Origin of the sequence: Virgibacillus sediminis (assembly GCF_042643265.1) — a bacterium.
Taxonomy (GTDB): domain Bacteria; phylum Bacillota; class Bacilli; order Bacillales; family Amphibacillaceae; genus Virgibacillus_O; species Virgibacillus_O sediminis.
In genome coordinates this window covers 25,796-50,656 of sequence record NZ_JBHRRZ010000012.1, presented here as the reverse complement: position 1 = coordinate 50,656, position 24,861 = coordinate 25,796, and the positions used below count along the sequence as shown (strand labels likewise).

Sequence of the window (24,861 nt, the reverse complement as noted above, 5' to 3'; positions counted from 1 at the left end):
CAGTTGTTCGAAACGTTGAAATATGAAGTTGAAAATCAGGTGGGCTGGCTTACTTTAAATCGTCCAGACAAATTAAATGCATTTACGGAGCAGATGAATCGTGAAGTTATTCAGGCTTTAAAGTCCCTTGATAGAGATACTGAAATACGGGCCATCGTTATCACTGGTGAGGGGAAAGCATTCTGTTCGGGTGAAGATCTTAGCGGATTGAGTTCCGATGCTGATCATCGAGAAATGATTCTTACCCGTTATAAACCAATGATGGAGCAGTTGGCAAAAGTCGAAAAACCAACAATAGCTGCAATCAATGGGGCAGCCGCAGGGGCGGGTTTCAGTTTAGCACTAGGTTGTGATTTCCGTGTTGCATCGGAAAGAGCCTCCTTCATTCAAGCATTTATTAATATTGGTTTGATTCCTGACTCGGGAAGTTTATATTATCTCCCTCGTATAGTAGGAACCGCAAAGGCTTTGGAGTTGGCTATGCTAGGAGAAAAAATTAAAGCTTATGAAGCTTATGAATATGGACTTGTTACTAAGGTCGTGTCACACGATTCTTTGGAAGAAGAGACACAAGGATTTGCTGAAAATCTTGCATCGAAGCCGACGAAAGCTATTGGATTAATTAAACGTTATATACAGCAATCATTTGAAACTCCATTGGCCTCGATGCTCGATTACGAGGCGTATGGCCAGAAAATTGCTGGTAGCACAGAGGATTACAGTGAAGGAGTAAGGGCCTTTTTTGAAAAGAGACAGCCTGAATATAAGGGATACTAATTAATAAAGGAGCGATATTATGCTAAAAACAGAAGAAAAATCAATTCCAACAGAAGTGAAAAGAAATTCCTATAAAATGGTGATCAACGGAGAATTGACCGATGCTGAATCAAGCGAAGTAATTAAGGTTTATAACCCTGCCACAGGAGAAGCTATTGCAGAGGTGCCAAAGGCAGGAACAAAGGACGTGGATGCAGCAGTAGAAGCGGCCAGAAATGCCTTTGATTTCGGAAAATGGAAGAAATACCCTGTTGGGAAGAGAGCTCGAGTTCTAAACAAGATAGCGTCCATTATGCGAAGCCGTTTTAATGAACTAGTTGAAATAGAGGTTTTAAATAGTGGGAAAACATTATCTGCTGCACAAGGCCAGGTCTCCCAGGCTATTGAAGACTTTGAATTTTATGCTGGGGCTATCGTTGGCCACCGGGGTGAGGTGAATAATGTTCCAGGGAGGTTTTTCAACTATACTCAGAAGGAGCCGATTGGTGTCGCAGCTCAGATTATTCCTTGGAATTACCCAATGATGATGGCAGCCTGGAAAATAGCACCGGCTATCGCTGCAGGGTGTTCGGTAGTTTTGAAGCCAGCTAGTTTAACACCGATTACTGCCATAGTGTTAACGGAAATCTGTCATGAAGCTGGTGTGCCGGAAGGTGTGGTTAACGTAATTACAGGGCCGGGAGCAACTATTGGTTCTTATTTATCAGAGCATGAAGGGGTGGATAAGGTAGCATTCACCGGTGAAACATCCACAGGTAAAGATATTATGGGAAAAGCCTCCCAAACGTTAAAACGTGTCACATTGGAATTAGGAGGAAAGTCTCCGAACTTGGTCTTCCCGGACACAGATATGGAGGCTGCCGTTAATGGTTCACTGTTTGGTATATTTTACAATACTGGTCAATCCTGTGAGGCAAGATCCCGCTTGTTTGTGCATGAAGATATTTATGACGAGTTCTTGGAGAGTTTCGTAGCAAAAACGAAAAAGATGGTTGCAGGGGATCCAATGTCACCCGAGTCACATATTGGAGCTATTATCAGCCAAGGACAATTGGATAAAATCCATCAGCATGTTGAGGAAGCTGTAGAAGAGGGAGCGACAGTAGTTACTGGAGGGCAGGCTTTAGAGGTAGAAGGATTTGAGGATGGGTATTGGTACGCGCCAACAATAATTACTAACGCAACCAACGACATGAAAATAGCCCAGGAAGAAGTCTTCGGGCCAGTTGTTGTTGTAATGAAATTCACAGATGAAAAAGAGGCAATTAAACTCGGTAACGATACAAAATATGGTCTCGCTGCATCTATTTGGGCAAAAGATCAGGGATTGATCCAGCGTGTATCAGATGGATTGCAAGCAGGGGTAATTATGGTCAACTGCCCATTCTCTGCTTTTCCTGGAACCCCTTTCGGAGGATATAAACAATCCGGATTTGGCCGTGAGCTGAGTATTGAATCTTTGGATCTATATACAGAAACGAAAAGTGTGCTTTCCTATGCAGGATCAAAACCGCTTAATCCTTTGAATCTATAAATAACAATTTTTCTAGGTGATGTTTCTAAAAAATACGATAATAAATGGCGAACTGAATCTGCTTTAGAAAGGTTCGCCTTTTATTATCATTTATAGGGAGGACCAAGATGAATATAGTAATTGTCGGAGCGGGTGTTATGGGCCGAGGAATTGCATATGTTAGTGCCCTTGGAGGATATGACGTGAAGTTAGCTGACCTCAGCAAGGAAGTATTAAAAGATGCTGAAGCAGAAATGGATCAAAACTTTGATAAAGGGATCTCTCGTGGCAAACTCACCAGTTCAGAAGCTGAACAAGCAAAACAACGAATAGAGTTTTATACGGAGTTGGAGCAAGCTGCTAAAGAGGCTAATCTAATTATTGAAGCAGTTCCAGAAAAGAAAGAACTGAAAAAAAACATATTTGAAACCATCGATCAAATTGCTTCGCAGGATTGTATATTTGCCACAAATACATCGACGATGAGTCCTACAGAAATTGGTTCCTATACCAATCGTCCATCCTCTGTGATTGCTATGCATTTTTTTAATCCGGTTCATAAGATGCCGTTGGTAGAAATTGTACGTGGATTAGAAACGAGCGATGAAACAGCTCGTTTTGCAGAAGCGGCGGCAAGACAGATGGGAAAACAAACAGTAGTTGTTAACGAGTTTCCCGGATTTGTTACAAGCAGAATTAGTTGCCTTGTAGGAAATGAAGCTTTTAATATGCTTCAGGAAGGCTTGGGTACTCCTGAAGATATAGATAAAGCAATCAAGCTTGGCTTAGGTTATCCTATGGGGCCCTTTGAATTAGCTGATTTGGTGGGACTGGATGCCCGTCTAAACAACCTTCGCTATTTACATAGTACGTTGGGTGAAAAATATAGACCGTCTCCACTTTTAGAACAGTATGTTAAATCAGGAAGACTGGGAAGGAAAACTGGTGTTGGTGTCTATGATTATGCGACAAATAGGGAGGTTTAGTGAACTATATGAGAGAAGTAGTGATTGTTGATGCAGTCAGAACCCCGATTGGCCGCTATAAAGGTGTATTGAAAAACGTTCGTCCAGATGACATGGCAGCTGATGTCCTTAGAGGGATTGTCGAACGGCAACCTCAACTGCCTGTCGATGATATTGAAGAAGTGATTTTAGGAAATGCAAATGGTGCGGGGGAAGAGAATAGAAACGTAGCAAGGATGGCAGCACTGCTTGCGGAGCTTCCAATCCATGTAACAGGAACGACCATTAATCGTTTGTGCGGTTCAGGACTGGATGCAGTGAATATGGCCGCACGAGCAATCATGGTAGGTGAAGGAGATATATATATTGCAGGTGGAACGGAAAGTATGACGAGAGCTCCATATGTAATGGCCAAGCCATCAAAGGAGTTTCCTCGGGGTACAATGGAATTATTGGATACAACAATTGGCTGGCGGTTTACAAATCCAAGAATAGAAGAAATGTATGGATCTGACAGTATGCCTCAAACCGCAGAAAATGTTGCTAGAAGGTTTGATATTTCTCGAGAAGAACAAGATGAATTTGCATTTCATAGTCAAATGAAGGCCAAAGCAGCAATGGAAAAGAACCTCTTTAAAGATGAAATTATTCCTATCAGCCATGAATGGAAGGGTGAGACAATCACAGTAGATACAGATGAACATCCCCGTCCCGAGATAAATGAAGAGAAACTTGCAAAATTAAAACCATTGTTCAAGGATGGTACAGTTACAGCGGGAAATTCATCAGGAGTGAATGATGGGGCTTCCGCCTTATTACTAATGAGTGCTGAGAAAGCTAATGAACTGGGCATTCAACCACTTGCCCGTTATGTGTCGAGCGGAGCGGCTGGGGTCGAACCAGCTTATATGGGACTTGGGCCGATAAAAGCAACAAGGAAAGCAATAGCCCGAGCGGGGATGGATATAGGCGATATTGATTTGATTGAATTAAATGAGGCATTTGCTTCCCAATCCTTAGAATGTATAAAGCAGCTGGAAGTAAATAAAGAGATTGTTAATGTGAATGGCGGGGCCATCGCATTCGGCCATCCACTTGGCGCAAGCGGGGCAAGGATATTAACTACACTTGTACATGAAATGCGAAGAAGAGATGTAAAGAGAGGATTAGCGACCATGTGCGTGGGTGTAGGGCAGGGTATAGCCACTGTTGTGGAAGCGCTATAATTTGCAAGGAGGGAACGGTTTGGATAAAATTATAATTGATATTAAGGGAAATCTTGCCTATGTAACAATAAACCGACCAGAAGTGTTAAATTGCTTTGATTATAATACATTAATTGAATTAGAAAATATTGTCCAGGAATTGCATCTAAATCAAGATGTGCATGTTGTTATTTTCACGGGGGCAGGATCAAAAGCGTTCAGCGCAGGAGCTGATTTGAAGGAAAGAAAAAAACTAAATGAAAAAGAAGTCAGAAGGAATGTAAAGAAAATCAGCGATGTGTTCGATCAAATAGCTGCACTTCCTCAGCCAACAATCGCGGCAATCAATGGATATGCGTTTGGAGGGGGATTTGAACTGGCAATTGCCTGTGACTTTCGGATAGCTGCTTCTCATTCCCTGATGGGTCTAACTGAGACAAGTATGGGTATAATACCCGGTGCTGGCGGAACCCAACGACTCCCACGTTTAATAGGCGTGTCTAAAGCTATGGAATTAATCTTACAAGCAAAACGTATATCTTGTATGGAAGCACAGCAACTTGGAATAGTAAATCTTTCTGTAGAAAGTACCGAGCTATTATCCAGTTGCGAAAAATTTGCACAATCTATTCTGAAAAATGCGCCAATTGCCATCAAACAAGCCAAATTCTCTATCCAAAATGGATTAAATGTGGATATTAAAACTGGTCTGCAAATAGAAGCAAAATCATATGAATTAACTATCCCTACTAAGGATCGAGAGGAGGCATTGGTGGCATTCAATGAAAAAAGAACACCTGAATTTATAGGACAGTAACATAAGACAATAAGGAGTATTTTTATGAATAATAAACCCAATACCCGCTCCATGATATTTACATTATATGGGGATTATATTAGAAATTACGGAAATGAAATATGGATTGGCAGCCTTATCGAACTTTTAGAAGCGTTTAATCATAACCCACAGGCTGTGAGGGCTGCCATTTCCAGAATGAGCAAACAAAACTGGGTATGCAACCGCAGAGAAGGGAATAAAAGCTTTTACTCTTTAACAGAGCAAGGAATAAAAAGAGTTGATGAGGCTGCAGTGAGAATTTATCGAGCTGAACCAGATAGATGGGATGGGAAATGGAGGATGTTTTTATATACCATCCCTGAAGACAAGAGGCAGATAAGAGACGAATTAAGAAAGGAATTAACCTGGAGCGGGATGGGGTTATTATCCAATAGTTTATGGGTAACACCTAATGATTTATCTCCTCAGATTAATGATATCATCCAAAGATATAATCTTAAAGATTTTGTTCACTACTTTGTTTCCGAAAACATAGGTGTTCAGTCTGACGATAAAATCGTTAGGGAATGCTGGGACCTTGACTTTATAAATGAACGGTACGAGCTGTTTATCAATAGAAATAAAGACAGTTATGAAGAAGACTGCAAAAGAATACAAACTGGGTCTCTGAGCAACAAAGAGTGTTTTGTTAAACGTACAAAATTGGTGCATTATTATCGGAAGTCTCTGTTTATTGACCCAGGACTGCCAAAGGAGTTATTACCGGATAAATGGAAGGGGGAACCAGCAAGTAGATTATTCAACGATTATTATAAAATCCTTGAAGGTCCAGCCAACCAATTTTTTGAAGAAGTTTTCGCTAAAGGATATGACAAATACGAACGGAATGCGAATTAAATAGTAAGACCATCTTAGATTGGGAACATTACAGCTATTATTCCAGTTTGGAAGTGATAATTTGGAAAATCCGATTACACATCTATTAGGAGTAAAATTTCCCATCATTCAAGGTGGGATGGGAAATATTAGTGATCCTAAATTAGCAGCGGCAATATCAAATGCAGGTGGACTGGGAACGATTGGTGTTGGTACCACATCTGCGGAAGAATGTGATATTAAAATTAGCACAATGATGGAAAATACTGATCGCCCTTGTTGTGTAAATATTCCAGTCTCTGTCCATCCAGAAGTCAATCGAATAGTGGAGATGATAATCCAAAAAGGAGTGCCAGTGGTTTCATTATCCGCAGGCAATCCAGCAAAAATCATTCCTCAATTGAAGGAAAAAGATATTAAGGTAATTTGTGTTTCTTCTACTGTCAAACAGGCAAAGAAGGCAACAAATGCGGGAGCTGATTTAATCGTCTGTGAAGGTTATGAAGCTGCTGGAATTAATAGTTTGAATGAAAGCACTACCATGACCTTGATACCCCAAGTGGCAAATAGTGTTTCTGTTCCTGTCATTGCTGCAGGAGGTATAGCTGACGGAAGAGGATTGGCAGCTGCTTTATCACTAGGAGCTTCAGGAGTCCAGATGGGTACTAGGTTTGTCGCTACCAAAGAAGCAATGTTCCACCGTAATTATAAGGATTCGATTTTAGAGGCAACAGACGAATCTACTATAATTATTGGCCGTCCTACAAACAAGATACGTAGAGTCTTGAAAGGGAACTATGCAAATAAGTTATTAGAAATAGAAGACGGGTCTATGGAGGATTTTATGGAGAGAACCCAAGAAAAGTACCATGAGATTGGGGCTTTAGCGGGGGATACAGATAACGGATTTGTTAATAGTGGACAGATTGCTGGTTTAATTAAAGATTGTCCATCTGTAGAAGAATTGATGGAAGAGATGGTAACACAAGCAAAGGAAACATTAAAAGCGAGTTTGGATGCATTGTAAGCCAGGGTCTTAGGAGGGTAGGGATGATTCAAACGAAAGATGAAATCTCAATTCATCAGAACTACTATTATGATATCTTGAATAAGCTTAAAAATGATAGATATGCTGCATATCTAGGAATGGAAATCATCGCTTTTAACGCAGGTGAAGCTAGCGTTCAGCTAAAAGCTAAAGAACATATGCTAAATGCACATGGAACGATTCACGGTGGGCTATTATATACAATGGCCGACTTTGCTTTTGCACTTGCTTGTAACTCTTATGGAAGAACTTCTGTCGGCCTTTCGACAACCACTAACTTTATGAAAAGTGCAACAGAAGGAGACACCATAATAGCCAAGGCTTCAGAGGTGAGACGGAATAATAGGATTGGTTTTTATCGTATTGTAATTGAAACAGAGAAAGAAGCTATTGCTTCTATAGAAGCAGTAGCTTACCGAAAAAACCATTATTTCATATCAATAGAATAGATAATAAAAAGCTGTGTTTAGAGCACAGCTTTTTATTATGATTAGGAGGTGATATCTAACTATTAACCTCTAATATTTCTTTGAATTCCTTTCCCTTTTCTACATAAGTATCTACGGAAAGTTGAATTAAATCGAAGTCCTCTTTAGTAAGTGATCGTACTACTTTGCCAGGGGATCCAACAACTAAAGAACCGGACGGTATTTTTTTTCCTGGAGGAATCAAAGTATTAGCTCCTATGATGCATTCTTCTCCAATTTCCGCATTATCAAGAATAGTAGAGCCCATTCCGATAATGGACCTTCTCCCAATTTTGCATCCGTGAATAACTACATTATGTCCTATTGTTACTTGGTCTTCAATATTGGTAGGACACCCTTCATACAAATGAATGGTTGAGTTGTCCTGAATGCTGCATTTTTCACCTATAGAAATTGAATCCTCGTCACCGCGTAACACGGCATTAAACCAAACAGAGGAATCTCTTCCGATGGAGACGTCTCCTATTATATGACTTCCTGGGGCTACGAATACAGTATCATGGATAGCAGGATACTTGCTATTGTAGGGTATAACCATTCTTTCGCTCCTTTCCAATTATTTAAATTGTCAAACTTATTATAACATTAAATCAAGCCTTGCATACATTTCAAAAGAAAGTCTTCTAATTGAGTTTTTTCTTCTATTATTTAATCTCCTTCAAGCCTCTTACTAGCCATCCATCAATTATGTAACCTTTCTACTCTCCCTCTACAACCTAAGCAAGAATAGACTACTCCTTAGAGTATTAGTTAAATTTTATTGGTTCTTTAGGAAGTTCATCCATGCAAATTGATGGCGGGTTCTCGGAAGAAGGACTGCTTATTTTTTAGTGGACTTATCCATTCTTCAACCGACCTTACCTTTATTAAATAGTGAATAATAATTAAATTGTTTAAAATTTAAATATTTAAAATATAGTGTTGACACCACAATTTTATTTCAGTATTCTTAATATAATGAAATTTTATATTACGTTATTAAAACGTTATATTTTAATTTGTTTGGTTAGGGATCATCAGTACACACCATGGTCCCAATGAATTGGACAGGCAATGATTTTGCGTATCAGAAAGCATAAATAGAAAGAGGATATAAGATACCGACAACTAATTAAAATGGGGTAATTTTCCCTTTTAATAAATAAAAAAAGGAGGAAGTAACTATTTATGACAAAACATGGAAAGTTTCAACCGGGACTGAGGTGGGGGCCCTTCACATTAAGAGTGCCGGGGATTCACCTACGCATTACACCAAGTCAGCATATACAGGGTGGGCTAATGCTACTAGGTACTTGCGGTGCGGTAACGCCACTTGTAATGCATTATTTTGAAGTTTCTTTTGAAATAGCATGGACTGTGAGCCTTGTTATGCTATTTTGGGTTCTTGCTCAAACTGTTTTATTTGGAGATCCGTATGCTGCTGGAGGGATTACAGCAGGATTGCCACTAACTATTGTTTTTTTGAATACGCTTACACCTGGTGAGGAAGCTATTGAAGGCATGATTGCCATTTTCCTCGTAGTTATCGCATTGTTTTTATTTTTTGGTATTACCAAGCTCGGTGAAGCATTTAATAATATGTTTCCAACTACGCTCAAGGCGGGGGTTATTATGGGGGCGGCTATTGCAGCGTTCCAGTCCGAGCTAGATCGCTTGCAGGAAATGCCGATTACCTTGGTTACTGCATGGATTACCGTGTTGATCTTAATGTTTTCTATTCCATTTTCTAAACTGCCAGATTCAAAGTTGAAGATTGCCGCTGGGGCGAATGCTCTTTTGTTCGCCTTTGCTGGAGCTGGTATTATCGGATGGCTTACCGGAGAATTAACGTATGATTTATCCTGGGGAATCTTTGTACCGCCCATTGGAGAAACTATCTCAACTTTGTCCATATGGGCTGTCGGCTTCCCAAGCTGGGATGTTATCCTTTCTGTGCTTCCTATAGGGATTATGATCTACATCCTAGCCTTTAGTGATTTAATTGTTGCTAACACTCTTTTAAAGGACGCAGATAAAGCAAGAAGCGATGAGAGAATAGACATTAATCCAACTAGGAGCCATTATATACTTTCTCTTAGGAATATCGCCCAACTTCTCACCGGAGGCCCACTTCTTTGGATTCATGGACCAATTTGGACTGGGGTACAGATATTCTTGATTGAGCGGTATAAAAAGGGGAGACGGGTTATGGATTCTATTTATAGTGGGCCGATGAACTTTTATATTTTAGCAATTCCACTTGGTCTATTTTTGCCTGTCATCGGTATAATCACACCGTTGTTTCCGGTTGGTTTATCCGTCACGCTTCTTTTAACAGGCTTTGCTTGTGCATATGTATCGATGGGAATGGTTTCAAGTAACATTTCACGTGGTTTGGTACTTATCATCGGGATGCTGACAGCAACACTTGGGGCCGCGTGGGGGATGGGTATTGGTATAGTCCTTTACTTTTTACTAGTTGGCTTAAGAGAAGATAAACAAGCGACAAATGAAGTACTGTCAGATACGGAGGAAGCAATCTAACAAGGTTTATTATAATTTAAATGTAATGAAGGTTTCTTGCATAAACAAGAGCGTAACCTAAGGGTGGTGTGAATAACACCACCCTTAAATGTGAGTATCTAATAGAGAGAGTAGCTTAGTCACTATTCTTATCTAATTTTCTGATTTCTAACTGAGCTCTAAAAACTGTCTTTTGGGTATTCTCATTGATCCCCTCCGTAGTAATTATATTTGTATGCTTATTAGAAATACCCTTTTTTAACTTTATAGTTTCCCCTGGTAGAGCCTCATGATTAAAGTTTACCTCAATGGCTGCGATTTCGTGGGTTTGATGATCGATAATAGGTAAACAATCCAGTATAAAATCTACATACCTTGAGTTGTTCAAATGGCCGTTAAAATCAATATCACTGTAGCCAATCACTTTTTGGTATACAGTTTTCATTGATTCTACACGCTTCAGCTTTTTTAGTTCATAATCGATTGCAGTTTCTTCTCTGCCTGATGGATATTCAAATGGGATATGTGAAGACCTTTTTAGTTTTCTCTCCACTAAGTCCATTAGCACCCAAGCAGAGACTGCTCGGATAATAGGGGTTCCTTGCTGGTCACGAACGAAGAAATCTCTTTTGAACTCTAATTTACCAGGTTCATGTGCCCATGTTTCAATCGTAATATCTTCATTGAGTTCCGGTATTCGGGCAACTTCTACTTTTATCCGCATGAGAATCCAGGCGACACCATAGTCTTTTTCTAGATCATCTATACCGACGCCAAGACTTGCAGCAGAAAGACTGGCAATTTCTTGAAAGTAGCTGAATAATGTGCTTATCCTTAATTTCTTTTTAAAATCAACGTCACGTAAGTCAATATGATAGTCTTTTTTATATAATGTAGAATTTACCATCGTCATCCCTCCTTATCTTCTTCTTAAAATTCTACTATATTTTCTAATCAGCAGAGATTTGCTATTATCTTTACTTGCAGCCGAAATGAGGTTTCCGTGTCTCGTCGGTATTAAACCAACAGACCGTCCTTTGCTTTTCCACTGTTTACAAGGTATTTCTTTTCTTTAATACAATTAGCATTTTCAATTGGTTACTTTCATTTTTATCAGACTTTATTATAAACTTTTGGGTTTTTAAATCCTGCTGCTTCTCTGGCGGTGTATTTAGATAATACAGATGTAGAGGTACCTATCGATGAACCAATAGTACCCTTACTACGAAGAGGGAGAAGGCACCGGCATGGGTAGTAGGAGTATTTCCTCTACTCACCTAAACACAAAATCTAAATAATTGCCGTATCCGTTTTCATCTTTGAATGTCACCCCGTGTTCTTTAAGTTTTGTCCAAATATATCGGTCTAAGGAGAATGGCGATTGTAACTGAAGCGATGTTAACTGAGAAGGTGAAATGGTTATTTCTGAAATATGTGTCTTCTGTTGTACAGAAACGGTATAGTCTTCACTTTTAAATATATCAACTTTATAGGTTTCATCCCACTCTTGAAGCTGCTGCTCAATCACCCCAACTACATGGTGTAAAAATTTTTCCTCATCCAGATTTTTGGCCATATAGCCACGGATAAATCCTGTTGCCTTCATTTCATTCCTCCTATTTATTTATCAATAGGTTTCAAGACCAATGAAAAAGCCCTTTGCTGCAAGTGAATGCTGACAAAGGGCTGAAGCACCGTTCGTTATCATTCAAAGCAAGCTTTGCTGGTAGGAGCACCTTACCCGTAGGGCAGGTTGCTGCGAAGTCATTGAGCCATTACTCTCGTTCACTCTTGATAACCTTATTGAATTAGTTATATTTTACCATAGGGGAGTGAAATGGCAAGGGCGGCTATGGCCCTGTTTAGAAATATATGGAAAAAGGAAAGTTACCCCGAATCAAATTTTAATAAGCGTGAAATAGGTTACAGAATTTTTTGGTTGTTTTGGTATAATGAAACTTAATTAAAAGTTTGGTTCTATATAACTGTTAAGTTAACTAAAGCAACAAGGGGAATGGGGAGGGGCACTATGCCGAGAGGGTCTGAGTTGACTGAAGAGGAATTGTTAGAGAAAGAGGATGCATGGTGGAATCGTGAGGATGAAGGAAGCATAGCTTGGTTCAATGAAGGGGTCTGGATTTTCCAAAGGCTATCTATTGTAAATAGACAGGAGATCCGTTACAAGGAGACACTTGCCAATCTGTTATTGAATCAGGGTGAAGATTTCAAGCTGAAGCAACAGTCCTACGAAAAAGCGATACCTCCATTGAAACAGGTTGTACGGCTTGATCCTGATCATTCGCGGGCTTATTATCGCCTCGGGTTTCTCTATTTTTACAAAGAGTCATGGACAAATTCAATTGACGCTTTTCAACAAGCTCTTTCCACGTATGCCAGAAAAGAGTCGAACCGCTTGAACAAACTGCAGCAGCTCAAAGCTCACCACTACATACTGAAAGCGACTCAAATCATCTTGAATGAAGGCATTGAAAAAGTGGAGAAAATTCCTGTGGAAGATTTAGATTTGTTCCAGGACATAAAGGATCTACTTAAGGAAGTAAAAGCAGGCAGAGGCTCATCCGAACATTATCCTTATCAAATGGCCATTAATGGGACAGAGATGAGGAATCTTAGTGAAGAAGAATATGAGGAGCTGTCAGACCCATTTAGAAATGAACATTGCTTTATCCTCAATCAACAAAGTATGAATGATACATTCATTTCCTTATATGGAAGAGAAGTTCGGATCACAAAGATCCTCACACCGTTATTGGAGTATTTGATGCAGCATCCGGGTGGAGTGCAATCTGAAGTCATCATCCAAAGGAGGCAGAGGCCCTCCAATAGCCCGGAAGCAATGCTGAGGCAGGATATCAGAAGGCTGAGATTAAAGCTGAGTGAATTGGATCCGGCCCTTGATCTCATTGAAAGTATTGACGGCGGCTATCGCTGGAACTGTCTACAAGAATACCGCATTTTCAAACATAATCGTGATGTGACATCTGAAATGCTTATGGATTAATGATCCATAGGCTTTTTTTATGGCGGAAGTTCCCCCTTCAGCCTTAAGGTTCCTCACCATTACTGTACAGCTGGTTGCGCCTGTGACAAGAGTGTCACAGGCTTTTGAGATAATAAGGGTACAAATTCGAAGGGGAGATGGTTACATGAAAAAGTGGTATTGGTGCGTCATGAATTGTTGTTGGAAAAACTCAAGAATAGAAAATTTCAGCCTATTTAGTGAAATTTAGGACTGTACGGATATCCTTTATTTAAAGAAATGAGAATACTGTTAGATATATTTATTATGGTAAAAAAAGAACAAAAGCACCACGTCTTTGTGGTGCTACTACTTATATATTTCTATTAACATGTTAGCGAGAATAGTTTTAGAGCTTAGGAGGAGGGGGTGTCCTTTCTTTTATGCAGCAATCGGTGTATCCTTCCTCTTGTATGCATGATGAATTTTCGGTGCCACGAGTCCAGCTGCTAAAATGGTTAGCGCATCCACAGGCAAATAAGCGGCCATGATAATCCAAGTATGCAAATAAGTGATACCCTCTGGGTCTCCAGCTAAAAAGTTCAATGCAAGATACATATGCCCTGTTCCAAGAACATAGTTGAAAATCAGTCCGATAAATGCGGCAGTAACATATGTTGCAATTCTTGTGCTCTTCATCCATTCAATCCATTTTCCGGTTGCGTAAGCTACTAGAATGAAAGAAAGGATAAAGCCGAATGTAGGACTCATGACAGCGGCTAGTCCACCTTTGAAACCGGCGAAAATCGGCAAACCAGCCAAGCCCAAAAGCACATAGACAGTCATGGCGATGGCTCCGAGCCGGCTGCCAAGAATGGCGCCTGCCAGAATAGCAAAAAATGTCTGCAACGTGATTGGTACACCGCCTATTTGCAGGAATGGGGCGAAAGAGGTGATATTTGCCCCGACTGCAGTTAAAGCCACAAACATACTGATCATCGTTAAATCAATGGTTCGATATCTTGATTTTGATTTCAAAAACATTCACTCCTTTTAATGAACACATGGAATCCGCCTAGTATATTTTATAGTTTAGTATAGGACCGACCTTTAAAATGGCTGGAATGTAATATTATCTTCAATCACTTTACAAATAGCTTCCTTATCGGGCATTTGAACCCATGGAATTTCCCCTAGTACAGGGATATCCGTAAATTCGCTGAGAGTTCCAGCATTGGTTTGGACACTGGGATCCTCTGTTGTTCTGTTTATTCCGTTGATGATAATGCCGGCGATTTCTAACCCCAGTTTTTTTGCATAAGAAATGGTTAGTAATGTGTGATTGACTGTACCAAGGTTTGGCCTTGCCACAATAACCAGTGGAAATCCAATTACTTTCGCGAGATCTCCGACAAGGTAATTTTCTCCTAATGGAACGGCAAGTCCGCCGGCACCTTCCACAAGGAAAAAGTCATGGTTGACCCGAACTTTGTTCCACTCAGACACAATATCATCCATTGTGATAATTCTTCCTTCCTGTTTTGCTGCTTCATAAGGCGAGAGAGGCTCCTTAAATTGGAAAGGGGTAATTTGCTCGATAGGAGTGCTGTCTTCAGCCATTATTTTTAAAATACCAGCATCACTCTCTGGGTTATTTCGATCATCTCCGCTTAACATAGGCTTAAATACACCGATGTCCACACCTTGCTTTTTTAACGAAGCGGCTATTCCAGCTGTGACGAAAGTCTTCCCAATTCCAGTGTCTGTTCCAGTGATGAACAAGCCTCCTTGTTTACGGTGCCTGTCTTGGAATGGTGAGCTAGTTGGTTTTGTCAGCATATGTCTTATTACCCTCCGTTACGCTTTGGATAGCTGATTTCATAATGGCTACCATTGCCCGAATATCTGCTTCTGTGCTGGACAATGGCGGCATAAAGACAAGTGTGTCCCCAACCGGACGAGACAGCAACCCAAGTTCGCGCATTTTTAATGTGACATGGTAGGCTGTACGTTCTTCAAACGGGAAATTTTCCCGTGTTTCTTTATCCGCTACAAGTTCCACGCCGGCCATAAAGCCTAATTGCCTGACGTCTCCGACATGTTTTAATTCGAGAAGGCCATATAATTCTTCTTTGATTATTTTGGACTTTTGCCGGACACTATCAATGATATATTCCTTTTCAAATAAATCTAGATTCGCAAGGGCGACTGCACATCCCAGCTGATTCCCTGTATAAGAATGGCCGTGAAATAATGTTTTTAATTTGACATAGTCATCATAAAATGCTTGGTAAATCTCCTCGGATGCTAGAGTAACTGCAATAGGTAGGTAGCCACCTGTTATTCCCTTTGCTGCAGTTAAAATATCCGGTGTTACTCCTTCATGTTCACATGCGAACATCTCACCTGTCCGGCCAAATCCGGTGGCTACTTCATCAAGGATGAGGAAGACATTGTATTTTTTGCATAACCTCTCGACACCAGATAAATATCCTTCTGGCATGAGGTTCATCCCCCCGGCACCCTGCATCATAGATTCCGCTGTCACGGCGCATATATTTTGATGATGTTCTGCAAGGATGTTTTCAAGCATATCCAAACACTCATCACGGCAAATTTCCGGGTCCCGGCTAGAATGGTGATAAACATTTGGGTACGGAACTTTGAAACTATCAAATAGCAGTGGTTGATAGACTTTATGATAAATCTCCACCGCGCCGACACTAACAGCGCCGACGGTGTCCCCATGATAACCGTTAGTCATTGTCACAAACTTGTTTTTCTCCTTGACACCCTTGTTTTTCCAGTAGTGGAAAGCCATTTTCAGAGCAATTTCAACAGCTTCTGCCCCGCTGTCAGAGTAGAAAACACGGTCAAGCCCTTTAGGTGCAATATGTACTAGCTTTTCCGCGAGTTCCGTTGCAGGTACATTACTCATCCCGAGTAACGTAGAATGGGAGATTTTGTCGAGCTGCTTTTTAATAGCATCATCCAGCTCTTTTTTTCTATGCCCATGGACATTCAGCCAGACAGAGGAGAAGCCATCATAATATTCTTTTCCCTCTGTGTCCCTCACCTTGATGCCTTCTCCACTTTCAATGATAAGCGGATCTTTGTCGTAATCCTTCATCTGAGTAAACGGCAACCACAAATATTTCTTGCTTTTCTCTATTAACTCTTCATGATAATCCATATTTCCCCTCCTCAACTTATTGTCAACCAACAATTAATATTGGTTAACAATAAGTTTACTTAAAGCGTAAATTGTTGTCAATGGATTATTCTAAAGAGTCAGTAAATAAGTTTCCATACCAATCGAGGCTTTACTTAATATAAATGGGGCGGGGCTTGTAGCTTTAAGGTTTCTCTCCTTGCACTGAACGTCCATTGCGCCTGTGACAGGAGTGTCACAGGCTTTTGAGATAATAAGGGTACAAATTCGAAGGGGAGATGGTTACATGAAAAAGTGGAATCAATTATTGGTGCGTCACGGATGGTTACTGGCAGAAGTGAAGGAGAATATGTTTGACTGCGGCAAAGAGACAGAGTTGAATATCGAATTTTTATTAGAGTGTTTAGATACAGCAAATGTCAACTACACCTTTCATAATGGGAAACTTGCTCTTCCGAAGGCCTCTCCGGCAGAAGAGGAGTGGCTGGAGGCAGTTAATTTTAAATACCGTGGCCGCGGAGAAGGATTGTGGTTTCGTCCAGGTGTTGATGAGCCTAAGGTCCAGGAGTTAGATATATTCATTTCCGGAATCGTCCGCCAGCTGAACAGACTCGGCTTCCACACGAGCGGCTCCTGTGACGGTCACGGAAGAAGAGCTGCCCATGTGTTGCTCACGGAGCAATGTAACATGGAGGCACTTGCTGGAGTGCTTCATGCAGTTGGCCAAAAGCGCTTATTTAGGAGGCGAAGCCAGAATGTGACCTATCGTATGAACCTCCCTCTTAAGCAAACGGAACTGCTTGACCTGGCGGAACAGCTCAGCTTGATCGAAGACGGCTGGGTAGAGAAGGGGCATGATTTTATCAAGGAGCAGCTTTTCCGACACAGCTTGGAAGAACTGTTGGCAATCCCTGGGGAAAGTGGAAGGGAAGAAAAGGTACGAAGGTATGTAATAGAGAAACTTTCTCCGTTTGTTGATTATCTTACGGTAGATCATGTAGGAAACATATTGGCGGAAAGGTCCTATAGAGGCGGGAGGGGTCCAACCATCCTATTGAACTCACATCTTGATACGGTCTGTGAGATAGAGAAAGACAGGGAAATCCTCAAAGAAGGTCCTTTATGGTCCAGCAGTAAAGGTATTCTCGGTGCAGATGACCGGGCTGGAGTAGCTGTATTGCTTCACGTTGCAGAGCATCTCCACTCCACCGATTCTTTTAGTGGTAAAGTAAAATTCATCTTCTCTGTCGAAGAGGAATGCGGCTTAGTCGGTGCCAGCAACGTGCATGAATACTTCCTGTGGGGGACGGATGCAGCTATTGTCATCGATCGCAGGGGAAAAGGTGATATAGTCACCTCATGCGGCGGATATATCGACTTCTGCCACCCGAGTTATGGAGCATTTTTTGAAGAAGTTGCAGAAGAGGCAGGACTTGGAGAGTGGGCAGTGACTAGTGGCGGCAGCAGCGACACGAAAATTTGGGCAGGGCACGGAATTCAAAGTGTAAACCTATCCGCTGGCTATCATAACGAGCATACAGACAGAGAAGTGCTCGATGTAGAAGCTTGCTACGAGACGGCAAAATTAGTAAAGGCCTTCTTTGGAAAAAGAAGAGAGTTGAATAGGGTTTTGACAGGGATTAGGCGCGAGGAACGGGTAATGAGCTTATTTGGTGAATAAAACTGTTGAAAGACTCTGAGTTGAAAGAGTGGCGCCACCACAGGTTGCCACTCTTCCCTACTAGGTGTAACTTCTTCTCTGTAATTCCTTTTCTTCAAAAGTGCTTGAATTTAGCTCTTCTTTTTCATTGTATTAAATTATTACAAACCTACTATCTTCAAGGCTATTCTTATTATCAAGTTCTTTACCTATGACACGAATTCCTTTTTCTATATAAAATTGCATTAACCCATAAAGTTCTTCCTCTTCAACAGTTTCTCGATTTTTACTAATGATAAGATGCTTAAACATCAGAAATTCGTTATTTTTAATTATGTCTGGGATAGTCCATTTAGGAGTAGAGTTGGTATCGAACTGAACGTCATCCTTGTGTGCGATTCCTTTTGCAAGCGACATTTTTACAACCAAAGCTCTTTCTAAATCAAGGGATACTACTGCCTTTTCTAAAATGTCTTTTCCTTCTTTTGATAAACTTAATTTTCTATTTGCCATTAATTTACCTCCACGATATCGAAATAACCATCTCTGATTAAAGTATAATTGTGATCTTCGTTGTAGTCTAAGAGATATTGTTTGGCGGAGTGGTTTTTCATCATGTCTACATATTCTCTTGTAATCTCTGTATCTGTGGAAAGAATAATTACTTGATCAGATAGTTCTTTATAATAGTGTTCAATTAATCGATTTCTATGGATGCTATCTAATCTTCCTAATGGCGTATCAATCACCATTGGTAAATCCAGATCAGATGCTTTTATTAGTGCCCAGATTAAGGCGGAAGAGATCATTTGCATCTCACCTGCAGAACGATCTAATATGCTAACCTCTTGGCCGCGTTCATTGTATAGCCTGATTGAATAGTTGTTTATGTCAAAAGTGACTTCTCCAAATTCATTTGTTTTTCGGAAGAGTTTTTTTAGCATAGAGTCGAATTCATCTCTGATCATTTGAGCTTTTAATTTGGTTGCTCTGGTTAAAAATTCCTCTGCAAATAATTTTGTACGGGTAGTATAATCTACTTTTATCGTTAATTCTTCGGAAGATACATCACTTGAGGAAAGTCTGGTTAATTTATTTTTAGTGTTAGTAACCTTTTCTTTTAAGGGTGTGAGTTTTTTGAATGCTTTACGTACATTGGAATTAAGCACTCCTCGTTTCTCTTGAAGCATCGCTATCTTTTTTGTTTCCTTTTCAATGTCCACGGATTCCGGAGCAGATAAAATTTCTGTTTCTAATTCACCATATTGCAGCTGTAAATCAGAAACTTCACTTTTCAGCCGGAACAGATAATTTTTGTCTACACTTGGGATGTTTTTAAGTATAGTTTCCTCTTTAAAAGATAAATCATGCAGTTCTTGTAATTCACTATTGGGAGTGTGGTCTTCATCCAACCATACCATTTCGCCAATTCTCTTAATTTGGTCTAGTTGCTTTTCTGTTAATGGTGGATCAATTTCTTTACCTAGTAAGTTATTTATAAATCTATTATAAGGCTCTAGAGCATTTTCCCGCATAATTCTATTGTTCTTAGCTTTTTTTTCATTGTTAATTTCTTGTTTTAGGTTTTTTAATTCTTCACTAAGAATAATATAAAGAATATTATCACTGTAATAATCATTTAACTCCGTCTTCTTGAGCTCTAATTTAGTAGAGATTTGAGCTTGTTTTCTTACGAGCGTTTCCCTTGATTTTGAGTTATTAGTAATCTTTTGATTTCTATTCTCAGTAGTCTCTTTGATTTCTTCATCAATTTTTTGTATTTCATCCCTTGATCTTTTAATGTAGTTTTCGTATTTAACGACTTCTGACTCCAATGAATCTAACTCTTCTTTATGTTTATCAAGCGTTTTTTTATTAGTTGCGGAAGAAAGCTTTTTATATAATTTTGATTCTAAGGAATTCAGATTATTTACTAAGATTTTATAACTATCTAACCCAGTAATTTTATGAATTGCTTTTTTCATCTCATTGCTATCTTGCTTCATAATCAGGTCTTTAATTTCTTCCCCGTCAAAGATAAAAAAGGGAGCTGCATTATATGGAATTATTCGATCAATAAAATGATTATATGATGAAATATCCGTAACATTCAGCTTTCTTTCTTGTGATACACCTGGTCTTTTAATGTAAATTTCTCGGTCCTCGCCTGTATTATTTTTTTGAGAATTGAATCTCCACTTTACTTTTAAACGCCACTCTTCACCTGAATCCATACTCAAAGTTAGTGTGACCGAGGAGTCGCGGCCTCCTTCCTCAAAATATGTATTATTAATGGTGTTTGCTAGTAATCGCTCTTGCTCTGTTTTGGTGATTCCCCGCTTACCGAATAAAGCATACCGAATTGCTTTTAGTATGGTGGTTTTGCCTGCCCCGTTCAAACCACCTAACAAGATGATATTCCGTCCTTCTTTTTTATCATCATCAGTTATTGTAAGGTCTACTTCTTGTTTTCCGTAATAGGTTTTATAGTTTTCGAATATTAACTTTTTGAACCTCATTTGGATTCACCCTTTTGTTCCATCTTTATATAAAAAGATATGAGATTTTCTATTTCAGAAATTTTTTCGGAGTCTTTAACATTTTCATAGGATGTCATTTTTGACTCCTTTAAAAGTTTTAAAACCATTTCAGAATTAATATTATACTTTTTTACCAGTTCGTGTATTAATAACCTTTCTTTATAGTGCACGAAATCGTCTCCTTTATGAGTTTACACTACTTCTATTTTACTAATCATTTAGGTAATAAAACAAGACTTAAAGATAGGAGTAGTTAACAATTATCTGGGCTTATTTGATAAAATGGATATATATAGGTAGGAGTGTGAACATATGACTTTCGAACTGCCAGGATTTATAAAAATGCGGGACTATCAAAGGGAAGCAATTCAAAATTGGTTTGCAAATGATAGCCAAGGACTTTTGGAAATGGCAACAGGCACAGGTAAAACAATTACAGCACTTGCTTTAGCTAATGAACTATTAAAGCGAAAAAGTCGCCTTAATATCGTAATCGTAACTCCGTTTAGTCAACTTTCTTCACAATGGATGAAAGAGTGCCGTAACTTTGGTTTGAAACCTATAAAGGCTTATCAAAAGTCTAAAGTATGGATGCCTCAATTAGACGACGCTATTAGAGCATATAATAAAGGGGTAACTGACATAGTAGTGACTGTGACAACAAATGCCACGTTTTCTATGGCTCCTTTTCAGAACAGAATACCAAAGATGGCCGAAAATACATTACTTATTATAGATGAGGCGCATTATTTTGGAGCTAAACAACTAAATAAGCATTTGCCTCATAAATTTTCATACAGGGTGGCACTTACAGCAACTCCTATAAGATGGATGGATGAAGAAGGTACCGAAAATCTTATTAGTTATTTTGGTAACAAGGTGGTATATTCATTTTCATTGAAAGATGCCATAAAGCAAGGATTTCTGACTAAATATTATTACTACCCTCGGTTGGTTCATCTAAATGAGGAAGAGACAGAGGAGTATATAGAGCTAACCAATAAAATAAAAAAATTGTACTATAGATCAAAAGAAGACTCAGACGCGAAAGATTCCATGGAGAGACTGGCTTTGAAAAGGGCTAGGATTATTTACTCTGCTGAGAATAAGATATATGAGTTAATTGATTTACTAAGTGAAAAAGGTGTTCATAAGCATTCGTTATTCTACTGTGGTGATGGAAAACATAAAGAAGAGCGACAAGTGGATGCTATCCTGAAAACGCTGAGGAAAAAGTTCAACGTTAATGCCAAACGATTTACATCTGATGAATCTAATCATGAAAGAGATGAATTATTATCTACGTTTGAGTCCGGCGAGGTAGAAGCCCTTGTTGCCATAAAATGTTTAGATGAAGGCATTGATGTGCCAGCAACAAAGCACGCTTATTTAATCGCTAGTTCCGGAAATCCTAAGGAATTTATTCAGAGAAGAGGGAGAGTATTAAGAAAACACACTGGTAAGGATAGTGCTACTATCTTTGACTTCATTGTCGTACCGCCAGATATCCAAGATATATCGGAAGGTATGGATCATTTTTATAACATGGTAAGAAACCAACTTAAGAAAGAATTCCTGCGTTTTAAAGAATTCTCTGATTTGGCAATAAATGGACCGCAAGCAGAAGATGTTATCTGGGAACTAAAGAAAGAATTTAACTTGTTAGATATTTAGGGAGAAGGTGTTTAAATGAACGAAAATGATTTATATCGGATTTTAGATGAATTAGAAGATCATGAGCAAGAGATTTTTATGAAAATAGTTAAGGCTGAGAAAGAGCTGTTGCATCGTAAGTCTTTACAAGGAACTTCTATAAAAAAAGATATTTATAACTTTATTAAAGAGGGGGTGAAGTAATGATTATTAAAAAAATCACCCTACATAACTTTCGGCAATATTACGGAACACAATCGATGGAGTTTAATACTAGTGGAAAAAAGAACGTTACTGTGATCCATGGGGAGAATGGTTCTGGAAAGACTGCTTTACTTAATGCATTTAATTGGTGCTTGTATGGAGAAGCGGAGCTTCCAGATTCCAACAAGTTAACCAATAGTTATGCAGCTGAATCAGCTCCAGACGGTAGGAAAGTTGAAATGTATGTAGAGATGGAGTTTGCCTCAAAAGAAGTTGACTATATATTAAAAAGAAGTAGTGAAGGAACGAAGTTTGGTAATAGGTTAAGAAGCGAAGGAGAACAAGTATTGCTTCAGTATTATGAAGATGGGAAGTTAAAACAGTTGAGTAATCCATCTATAGAAATCAATAGGATATTACCAAGCAACTTAAGAAATTATTTCTTCTTTGATGGGGAAAGAATCGATAACTTATCAAAGCATAATGATAACGATGAGATAAAGGAAGCAGTAAAAACCGTAATGGACCTTGAAATCATAGATCGTGGAATTCGACATACGGAAGATGCCAGGAGAGATTTTCAAAAAGAATGGGCCAGTTTTGCAGATGAAAAAACAAAAGGATTACTTGATGAACAGGAACGCCTGAAGTATCGGCAGCAAGACTTGGAGAAGGAAGAGCAACAAGTTAATCAAAATGTTAAATTACGAACAAAACAAATTGCTGATATTGATCAACAATTAACTTCTGTAAAAGGAATTAGTGAAAAACAGCAGGAACGAAAACAGTTAGAAGAAAGTTTAGCTGATTTAAAAGAAAGTTTGAATCAAACTCAAACAAATTTGCGGAAATCTGTCAGTAAGAATGGGTATCTCGCCATGAGTCACATTTTGGCTGCAAAAGTTAAAACGACGTTTTCAGAGGATGAACAGGAGCAAAGGAATGTATATCCTGACCTAACTGCTCAATTAATTAATTCTATATTAGAAAATGGGACCTGTATCTGTGGTGAAGAATTATGTGAAAATCATAGAGAGCATTTGACAGGTTTGTTAGATCAAGTGGGAGCGTTTAACCAGGCTGCAATGATAAGTAATTTAAATACTCAAATGGACCTTGTCCTTGATAAAAGAGAGCGCTTTGTAGAAGATATTAAAATTAGTGAGGAAACAGAATATAATTTAAAAGAGGACGTAAGGGATACGGAAAATAAGCTGGAAGAGATAAGTGTTGAATTAAGCAATCGAAATTTTGAAAATGTAGCTGATTTGGAGGCTAACCGAAGACATTACCAAAGCCAGTTGAATGAGTATCAAAAGAGGTTAGGTGTAATAGAGCATAGTATAAAAGAAGTTGCGAAAGAGTTTAAAGAGGTTACTATGCAAATAGATAAACAGCAGCAAATTGAGGATAAGGCTCAATTGGCTAAGAGAAGGTTAGATACGTGCGAAAAGATTACAGGCATCATGCAGAAAATATATTCTCTTAAAGAAGAAGAAGTGAAAACGGATCTCCAGGAAAAAATTCAAGAGGTCTACGGTAATTTCTTAAGAAAAGGTTTCAAAATTTCCTTATCGGATGATTTTAAGCTGAACGTAAGTAATTTTTATGACGAAAAGGTTCCTTTGTCTCAAGGCGAAAGACAAATAACAAGTTTATCCTTTATTGGTGCAATAGTAGATATTGCTCGCAAGCATTACCATAAGAAGTCCTCTAATGTCATTAACGAAGGTGGAATTTACCCCTTGGTAATGGATTCACCATTTGGAGCACTGGACTCTGACCATAGAGAAAGAGTAGCTAAAGGCATTCATAGGCTATCGGATCAAATTATTGTAATAGTGTCTACCTCACAATGGAAGGGTGAGGTGGAACAATCCCTTACTCCTTATATTGATAATCAATATCTTCTACAATATCACGATCCTAGACAAAATAGCGATGAAGAATTTGAATATACAGAGATTAAAAGGTGGTAAAAGGAATGTTCAATAGGAGGATAAGAAGGCCAAAAGAGCAAGAACACATATATACAAAGTTAACGGATAAAAATGAATTTGGAATTTTTGAGTCCTATAAAGACCTGTTTATGTTATCCCTTGTAGTAGGTTACTTGGAAGAAAGGAGACATCCTTTTAAAGACACGTCTGAGCAGTTGCATTGGCAGGTTTTTAAAGAGCGGACGGACGAACCAATTATTAACATGATAGCATTCTTGGAAACACAAAACTTTATGCTGCTTAATAGTCACACAGAAGAACATTTTGTTGAAAAGCTAACAATAGCAGAAGAGTATGCAGCTGGAGGAGCAGAAATAATATATAAATTGGTGATGGAAGATGAAAAGAATGCTTTACAAAATATTATCGATTACCTCCAGGAATTTGAAGAAATACAGAATGAGCAACAATTAAAAAAGAAAAGGTTGAAAGAGAATCTAAACTTATAAGAAAAAAGCAAGGCCTGTGCCTTGCTTTTT

At 39.0% G+C, this 24,861-nt stretch carries 24 protein-coding genes and 1 riboswitch; of the genes, 15 read left to right on the top strand and 9 right to left on the bottom strand.

From position 1 onward, the window contains the following. Positions 1-3 precede the first annotated feature (3 nt). The 8 genes from ACFODW_RS06530 to ACFODW_RS06495 all read left to right on the top strand — a co-directional run bounded on the left by ACFODW_RS06530 (position 4) and on the right by ACFODW_RS06495 (position 7,632). Entirely contained in the window at positions 4-777 is a 774-nt protein-coding gene (locus ACFODW_RS06530) for an enoyl-CoA hydratase-related protein (RefSeq protein WP_390304477.1), read from the top strand. A 19-nt stretch (positions 778-796) separates the two neighbouring features. Beyond that, complete coding sequence (locus ACFODW_RS06525; protein ID WP_390304475.1) at positions 797-2,311, top strand: aldehyde dehydrogenase family protein; 1,515 nt, start codon at positions 797-799, stop codon at positions 2,309-2,311. A gap of 107 nt (positions 2,312-2,418) precedes the next feature. Further along, positions 2,419-3,276 (top strand): 3-hydroxyacyl-CoA dehydrogenase, encoded by an 858-nt coding sequence (locus ACFODW_RS06520; RefSeq protein WP_390304473.1) that lies wholly within the window; start codon positions 2,419-2,421, stop codon positions 3,274-3,276. Between the two features lie 8 nt (positions 3,277-3,284). Beyond that, complete coding sequence (locus ACFODW_RS06515; RefSeq protein WP_390304471.1) at positions 3,285-4,481, top strand: thiolase family protein; 1,197 nt, start codon at positions 3,285-3,287, stop codon at positions 4,479-4,481. A 19-nt stretch (positions 4,482-4,500) separates the two neighbouring features. Further along, positions 4,501-5,277, top strand: coding sequence for an enoyl-CoA hydratase-related protein (locus ACFODW_RS06510; RefSeq protein WP_390304469.1), 777 nt, complete (start codon positions 4,501-4,503; stop codon positions 5,275-5,277). Positions 5,278-5,301: 24 nt separating this feature from the next. After that, positions 5,302-6,156: a phenylacetic acid degradation operon negative regulatory protein PaaX gene (paaX, locus tag ACFODW_RS06505; RefSeq protein WP_390304467.1), complete on the top strand. Its 855-nt coding sequence runs from the start codon at positions 5,302-5,304 to the stop codon at positions 6,154-6,156. A gap of 61 nt (positions 6,157-6,217) precedes the next feature. Next, entirely contained in the window at positions 6,218-7,162 is a 945-nt protein-coding gene (locus ACFODW_RS06500) for an NAD(P)H-dependent flavin oxidoreductase (RefSeq protein ID WP_390304465.1), read from the top strand. Between the two features lie 23 nt (positions 7,163-7,185). Continuing rightward, positions 7,186-7,632, top strand: a complete 447-nt coding sequence (locus ACFODW_RS06495; RefSeq protein WP_390304463.1) for a PaaI family thioesterase — start codon at positions 7,186-7,188, stop codon at positions 7,630-7,632. A gap of 55 nt (positions 7,633-7,687) precedes the next feature. Here the strand turns inward: ACFODW_RS06495 and ACFODW_RS06490 are convergent, their stop codons facing one another. Further along, positions 7,688-8,209: a gamma carbonic anhydrase family protein gene (locus ACFODW_RS06490; RefSeq protein WP_390304461.1), complete on the bottom strand. Its 522-nt coding sequence runs from the start codon at positions 8,207-8,209 to the stop codon at positions 7,688-7,690. Positions 8,210-8,838: 629 nt separating this feature from the next. On the opposite strand from ACFODW_RS06490, the gene ACFODW_RS06485 reads away from it, so the two are divergent. Beyond that, a complete protein-coding gene (locus tag ACFODW_RS06485; protein WP_390304459.1) occupies positions 8,839-10,194 on the top strand; it encodes a hypothetical protein in 1,356 nt (451 codons plus the stop codon). Positions 10,195-10,309: 115 nt separating this feature from the next. Here the strand turns inward: ACFODW_RS06485 and ACFODW_RS06480 are convergent, their stop codons facing one another. Both ACFODW_RS06480 and ACFODW_RS06475 read right to left on the bottom strand, forming a co-directional pair. Further along, complete coding sequence (locus tag ACFODW_RS06480; protein WP_390304457.1) at positions 10,310-11,080, bottom strand: acyl-[acyl-carrier-protein] thioesterase; 771 nt, start codon at positions 11,078-11,080, stop codon at positions 10,310-10,312. 366 nt (positions 11,081-11,446) lie between these two features. Further along, the gene (locus ACFODW_RS06475; protein WP_390304455.1) at positions 11,447-11,779 is read right to left on the bottom strand and encodes a hypothetical protein; all 333 of its coding nucleotides are present in this window, start codon (positions 11,777-11,779) and stop codon (positions 11,447-11,449) included. Between the two features lie 92 nt (positions 11,780-11,871). Continuing rightward, a riboswitch (SAM riboswitch) is annotated at positions 11,872-11,974 on the bottom strand. A gap of 228 nt (positions 11,975-12,202) precedes the next feature. On the opposite strand from ACFODW_RS06475, the gene ACFODW_RS06470 reads away from it, so the two are divergent. Continuing rightward, positions 12,203-13,195 (top strand): hypothetical protein, encoded by a 993-nt coding sequence (locus ACFODW_RS06470; RefSeq protein ID WP_390304453.1) that lies wholly within the window; start codon positions 12,203-12,205, stop codon positions 13,193-13,195. Between the two features lie 399 nt (positions 13,196-13,594). On the opposite strand, the gene ACFODW_RS06465 is transcribed toward ACFODW_RS06470, so the two are convergent. The 3 genes from ACFODW_RS06465 to bioA all read right to left on the bottom strand — a co-directional run bounded on the left by ACFODW_RS06465 (position 13,595) and on the right by bioA (position 16,346). After that, entirely contained in the window at positions 13,595-14,191 is a 597-nt protein-coding gene (locus ACFODW_RS06465) for a biotin transporter BioY (RefSeq protein WP_390304451.1), read from the bottom strand. A gap of 72 nt (positions 14,192-14,263) precedes the next feature. Continuing rightward, the gene (bioD, locus tag ACFODW_RS06460; RefSeq protein ID WP_390304449.1) at positions 14,264-14,992 is read right to left on the bottom strand and encodes a dethiobiotin synthase; all 729 of its coding nucleotides are present in this window, start codon (positions 14,990-14,992) and stop codon (positions 14,264-14,266) included. Further along, a complete protein-coding gene (gene bioA / locus ACFODW_RS06455; RefSeq protein WP_390304447.1) occupies positions 14,973-16,346 on the bottom strand; it encodes an adenosylmethionine--8-amino-7-oxononanoate transaminase in 1,374 nt (457 codons plus the stop codon). Before bioA ends, bioD begins: the two co-directional genes overlap by 20 nt. Before the next feature lie 265 nt (positions 16,347-16,611). Between bioA and ACFODW_RS06450 the strand changes: the two genes are divergently transcribed. After that, entirely contained in the window at positions 16,612-18,006 is a 1,395-nt protein-coding gene (locus tag ACFODW_RS06450; RefSeq protein ID WP_390304445.1) for a M20/M25/M40 family metallo-hydrolase, read from the top strand. Positions 18,007-18,138: 132 nt separating this feature from the next. On the opposite strand, the gene ACFODW_RS06445 is transcribed toward ACFODW_RS06450, so the two are convergent. From ACFODW_RS06445 to ACFODW_RS06435, 3 genes are read right to left on the bottom strand one after another with little or no spacing between them, the layout of a single operon-like run. Beyond that, complete coding sequence (locus ACFODW_RS06445; RefSeq protein ID WP_390304443.1) at positions 18,139-18,498, bottom strand: hypothetical protein; 360 nt, start codon at positions 18,496-18,498, stop codon at positions 18,139-18,141. Then, entirely contained in the window at positions 18,498-20,504 is a 2,007-nt protein-coding gene (gene dndD, locus ACFODW_RS06440; RefSeq protein ID WP_390304441.1) for a DNA sulfur modification protein DndD, read from the bottom strand. The genes ACFODW_RS06445 and dndD overlap by 1 nt, the downstream gene beginning before the upstream one ends. Next, positions 20,501-20,695, bottom strand: a complete 195-nt coding sequence (locus ACFODW_RS06435; RefSeq protein ID WP_390304439.1) for a hypothetical protein — start codon at positions 20,693-20,695, stop codon at positions 20,501-20,503. The genes dndD and ACFODW_RS06435 overlap by 4 nt, the downstream gene beginning before the upstream one ends. A 142-nt stretch (positions 20,696-20,837) precedes the next feature. Between ACFODW_RS06435 and ACFODW_RS06430 the strand changes: the two genes are divergently transcribed. Genes ACFODW_RS06430 through ACFODW_RS06415 form a run of 4 tightly spaced genes read left to right on the top strand, consistent with a single transcriptional unit; the run spans position 20,838 to position 24,831 of the window. Further along, positions 20,838-22,199: a DEAD/DEAH box helicase family protein gene (locus ACFODW_RS06430; RefSeq protein ID WP_390304437.1), complete on the top strand. Its 1,362-nt coding sequence runs from the start codon at positions 20,838-20,840 to the stop codon at positions 22,197-22,199. Between the two features lie 15 nt (positions 22,200-22,214). Beyond that, positions 22,215-22,382 (top strand): hypothetical protein, encoded by a 168-nt coding sequence (locus tag ACFODW_RS06425; protein WP_390304435.1) that lies wholly within the window; start codon positions 22,215-22,217, stop codon positions 22,380-22,382. Next, entirely contained in the window at positions 22,382-24,361 is a 1,980-nt protein-coding gene (locus ACFODW_RS06420; protein WP_390304433.1) for an AAA family ATPase, read from the top strand. Before ACFODW_RS06425 ends, ACFODW_RS06420 begins: the two co-directional genes overlap by 1 nt. Positions 24,362-24,366: 5 nt before the next feature. Further along, on the top strand, positions 24,367-24,831 hold the full coding sequence (locus ACFODW_RS06415) for a DNA phosphorothioation-associated protein 4 (RefSeq protein ID WP_390304431.1): 465 nt from the start codon (positions 24,367-24,369) through the stop codon (positions 24,829-24,831). The last annotated feature ends 30 nt before the right edge of the window (positions 24,832-24,861 follow it).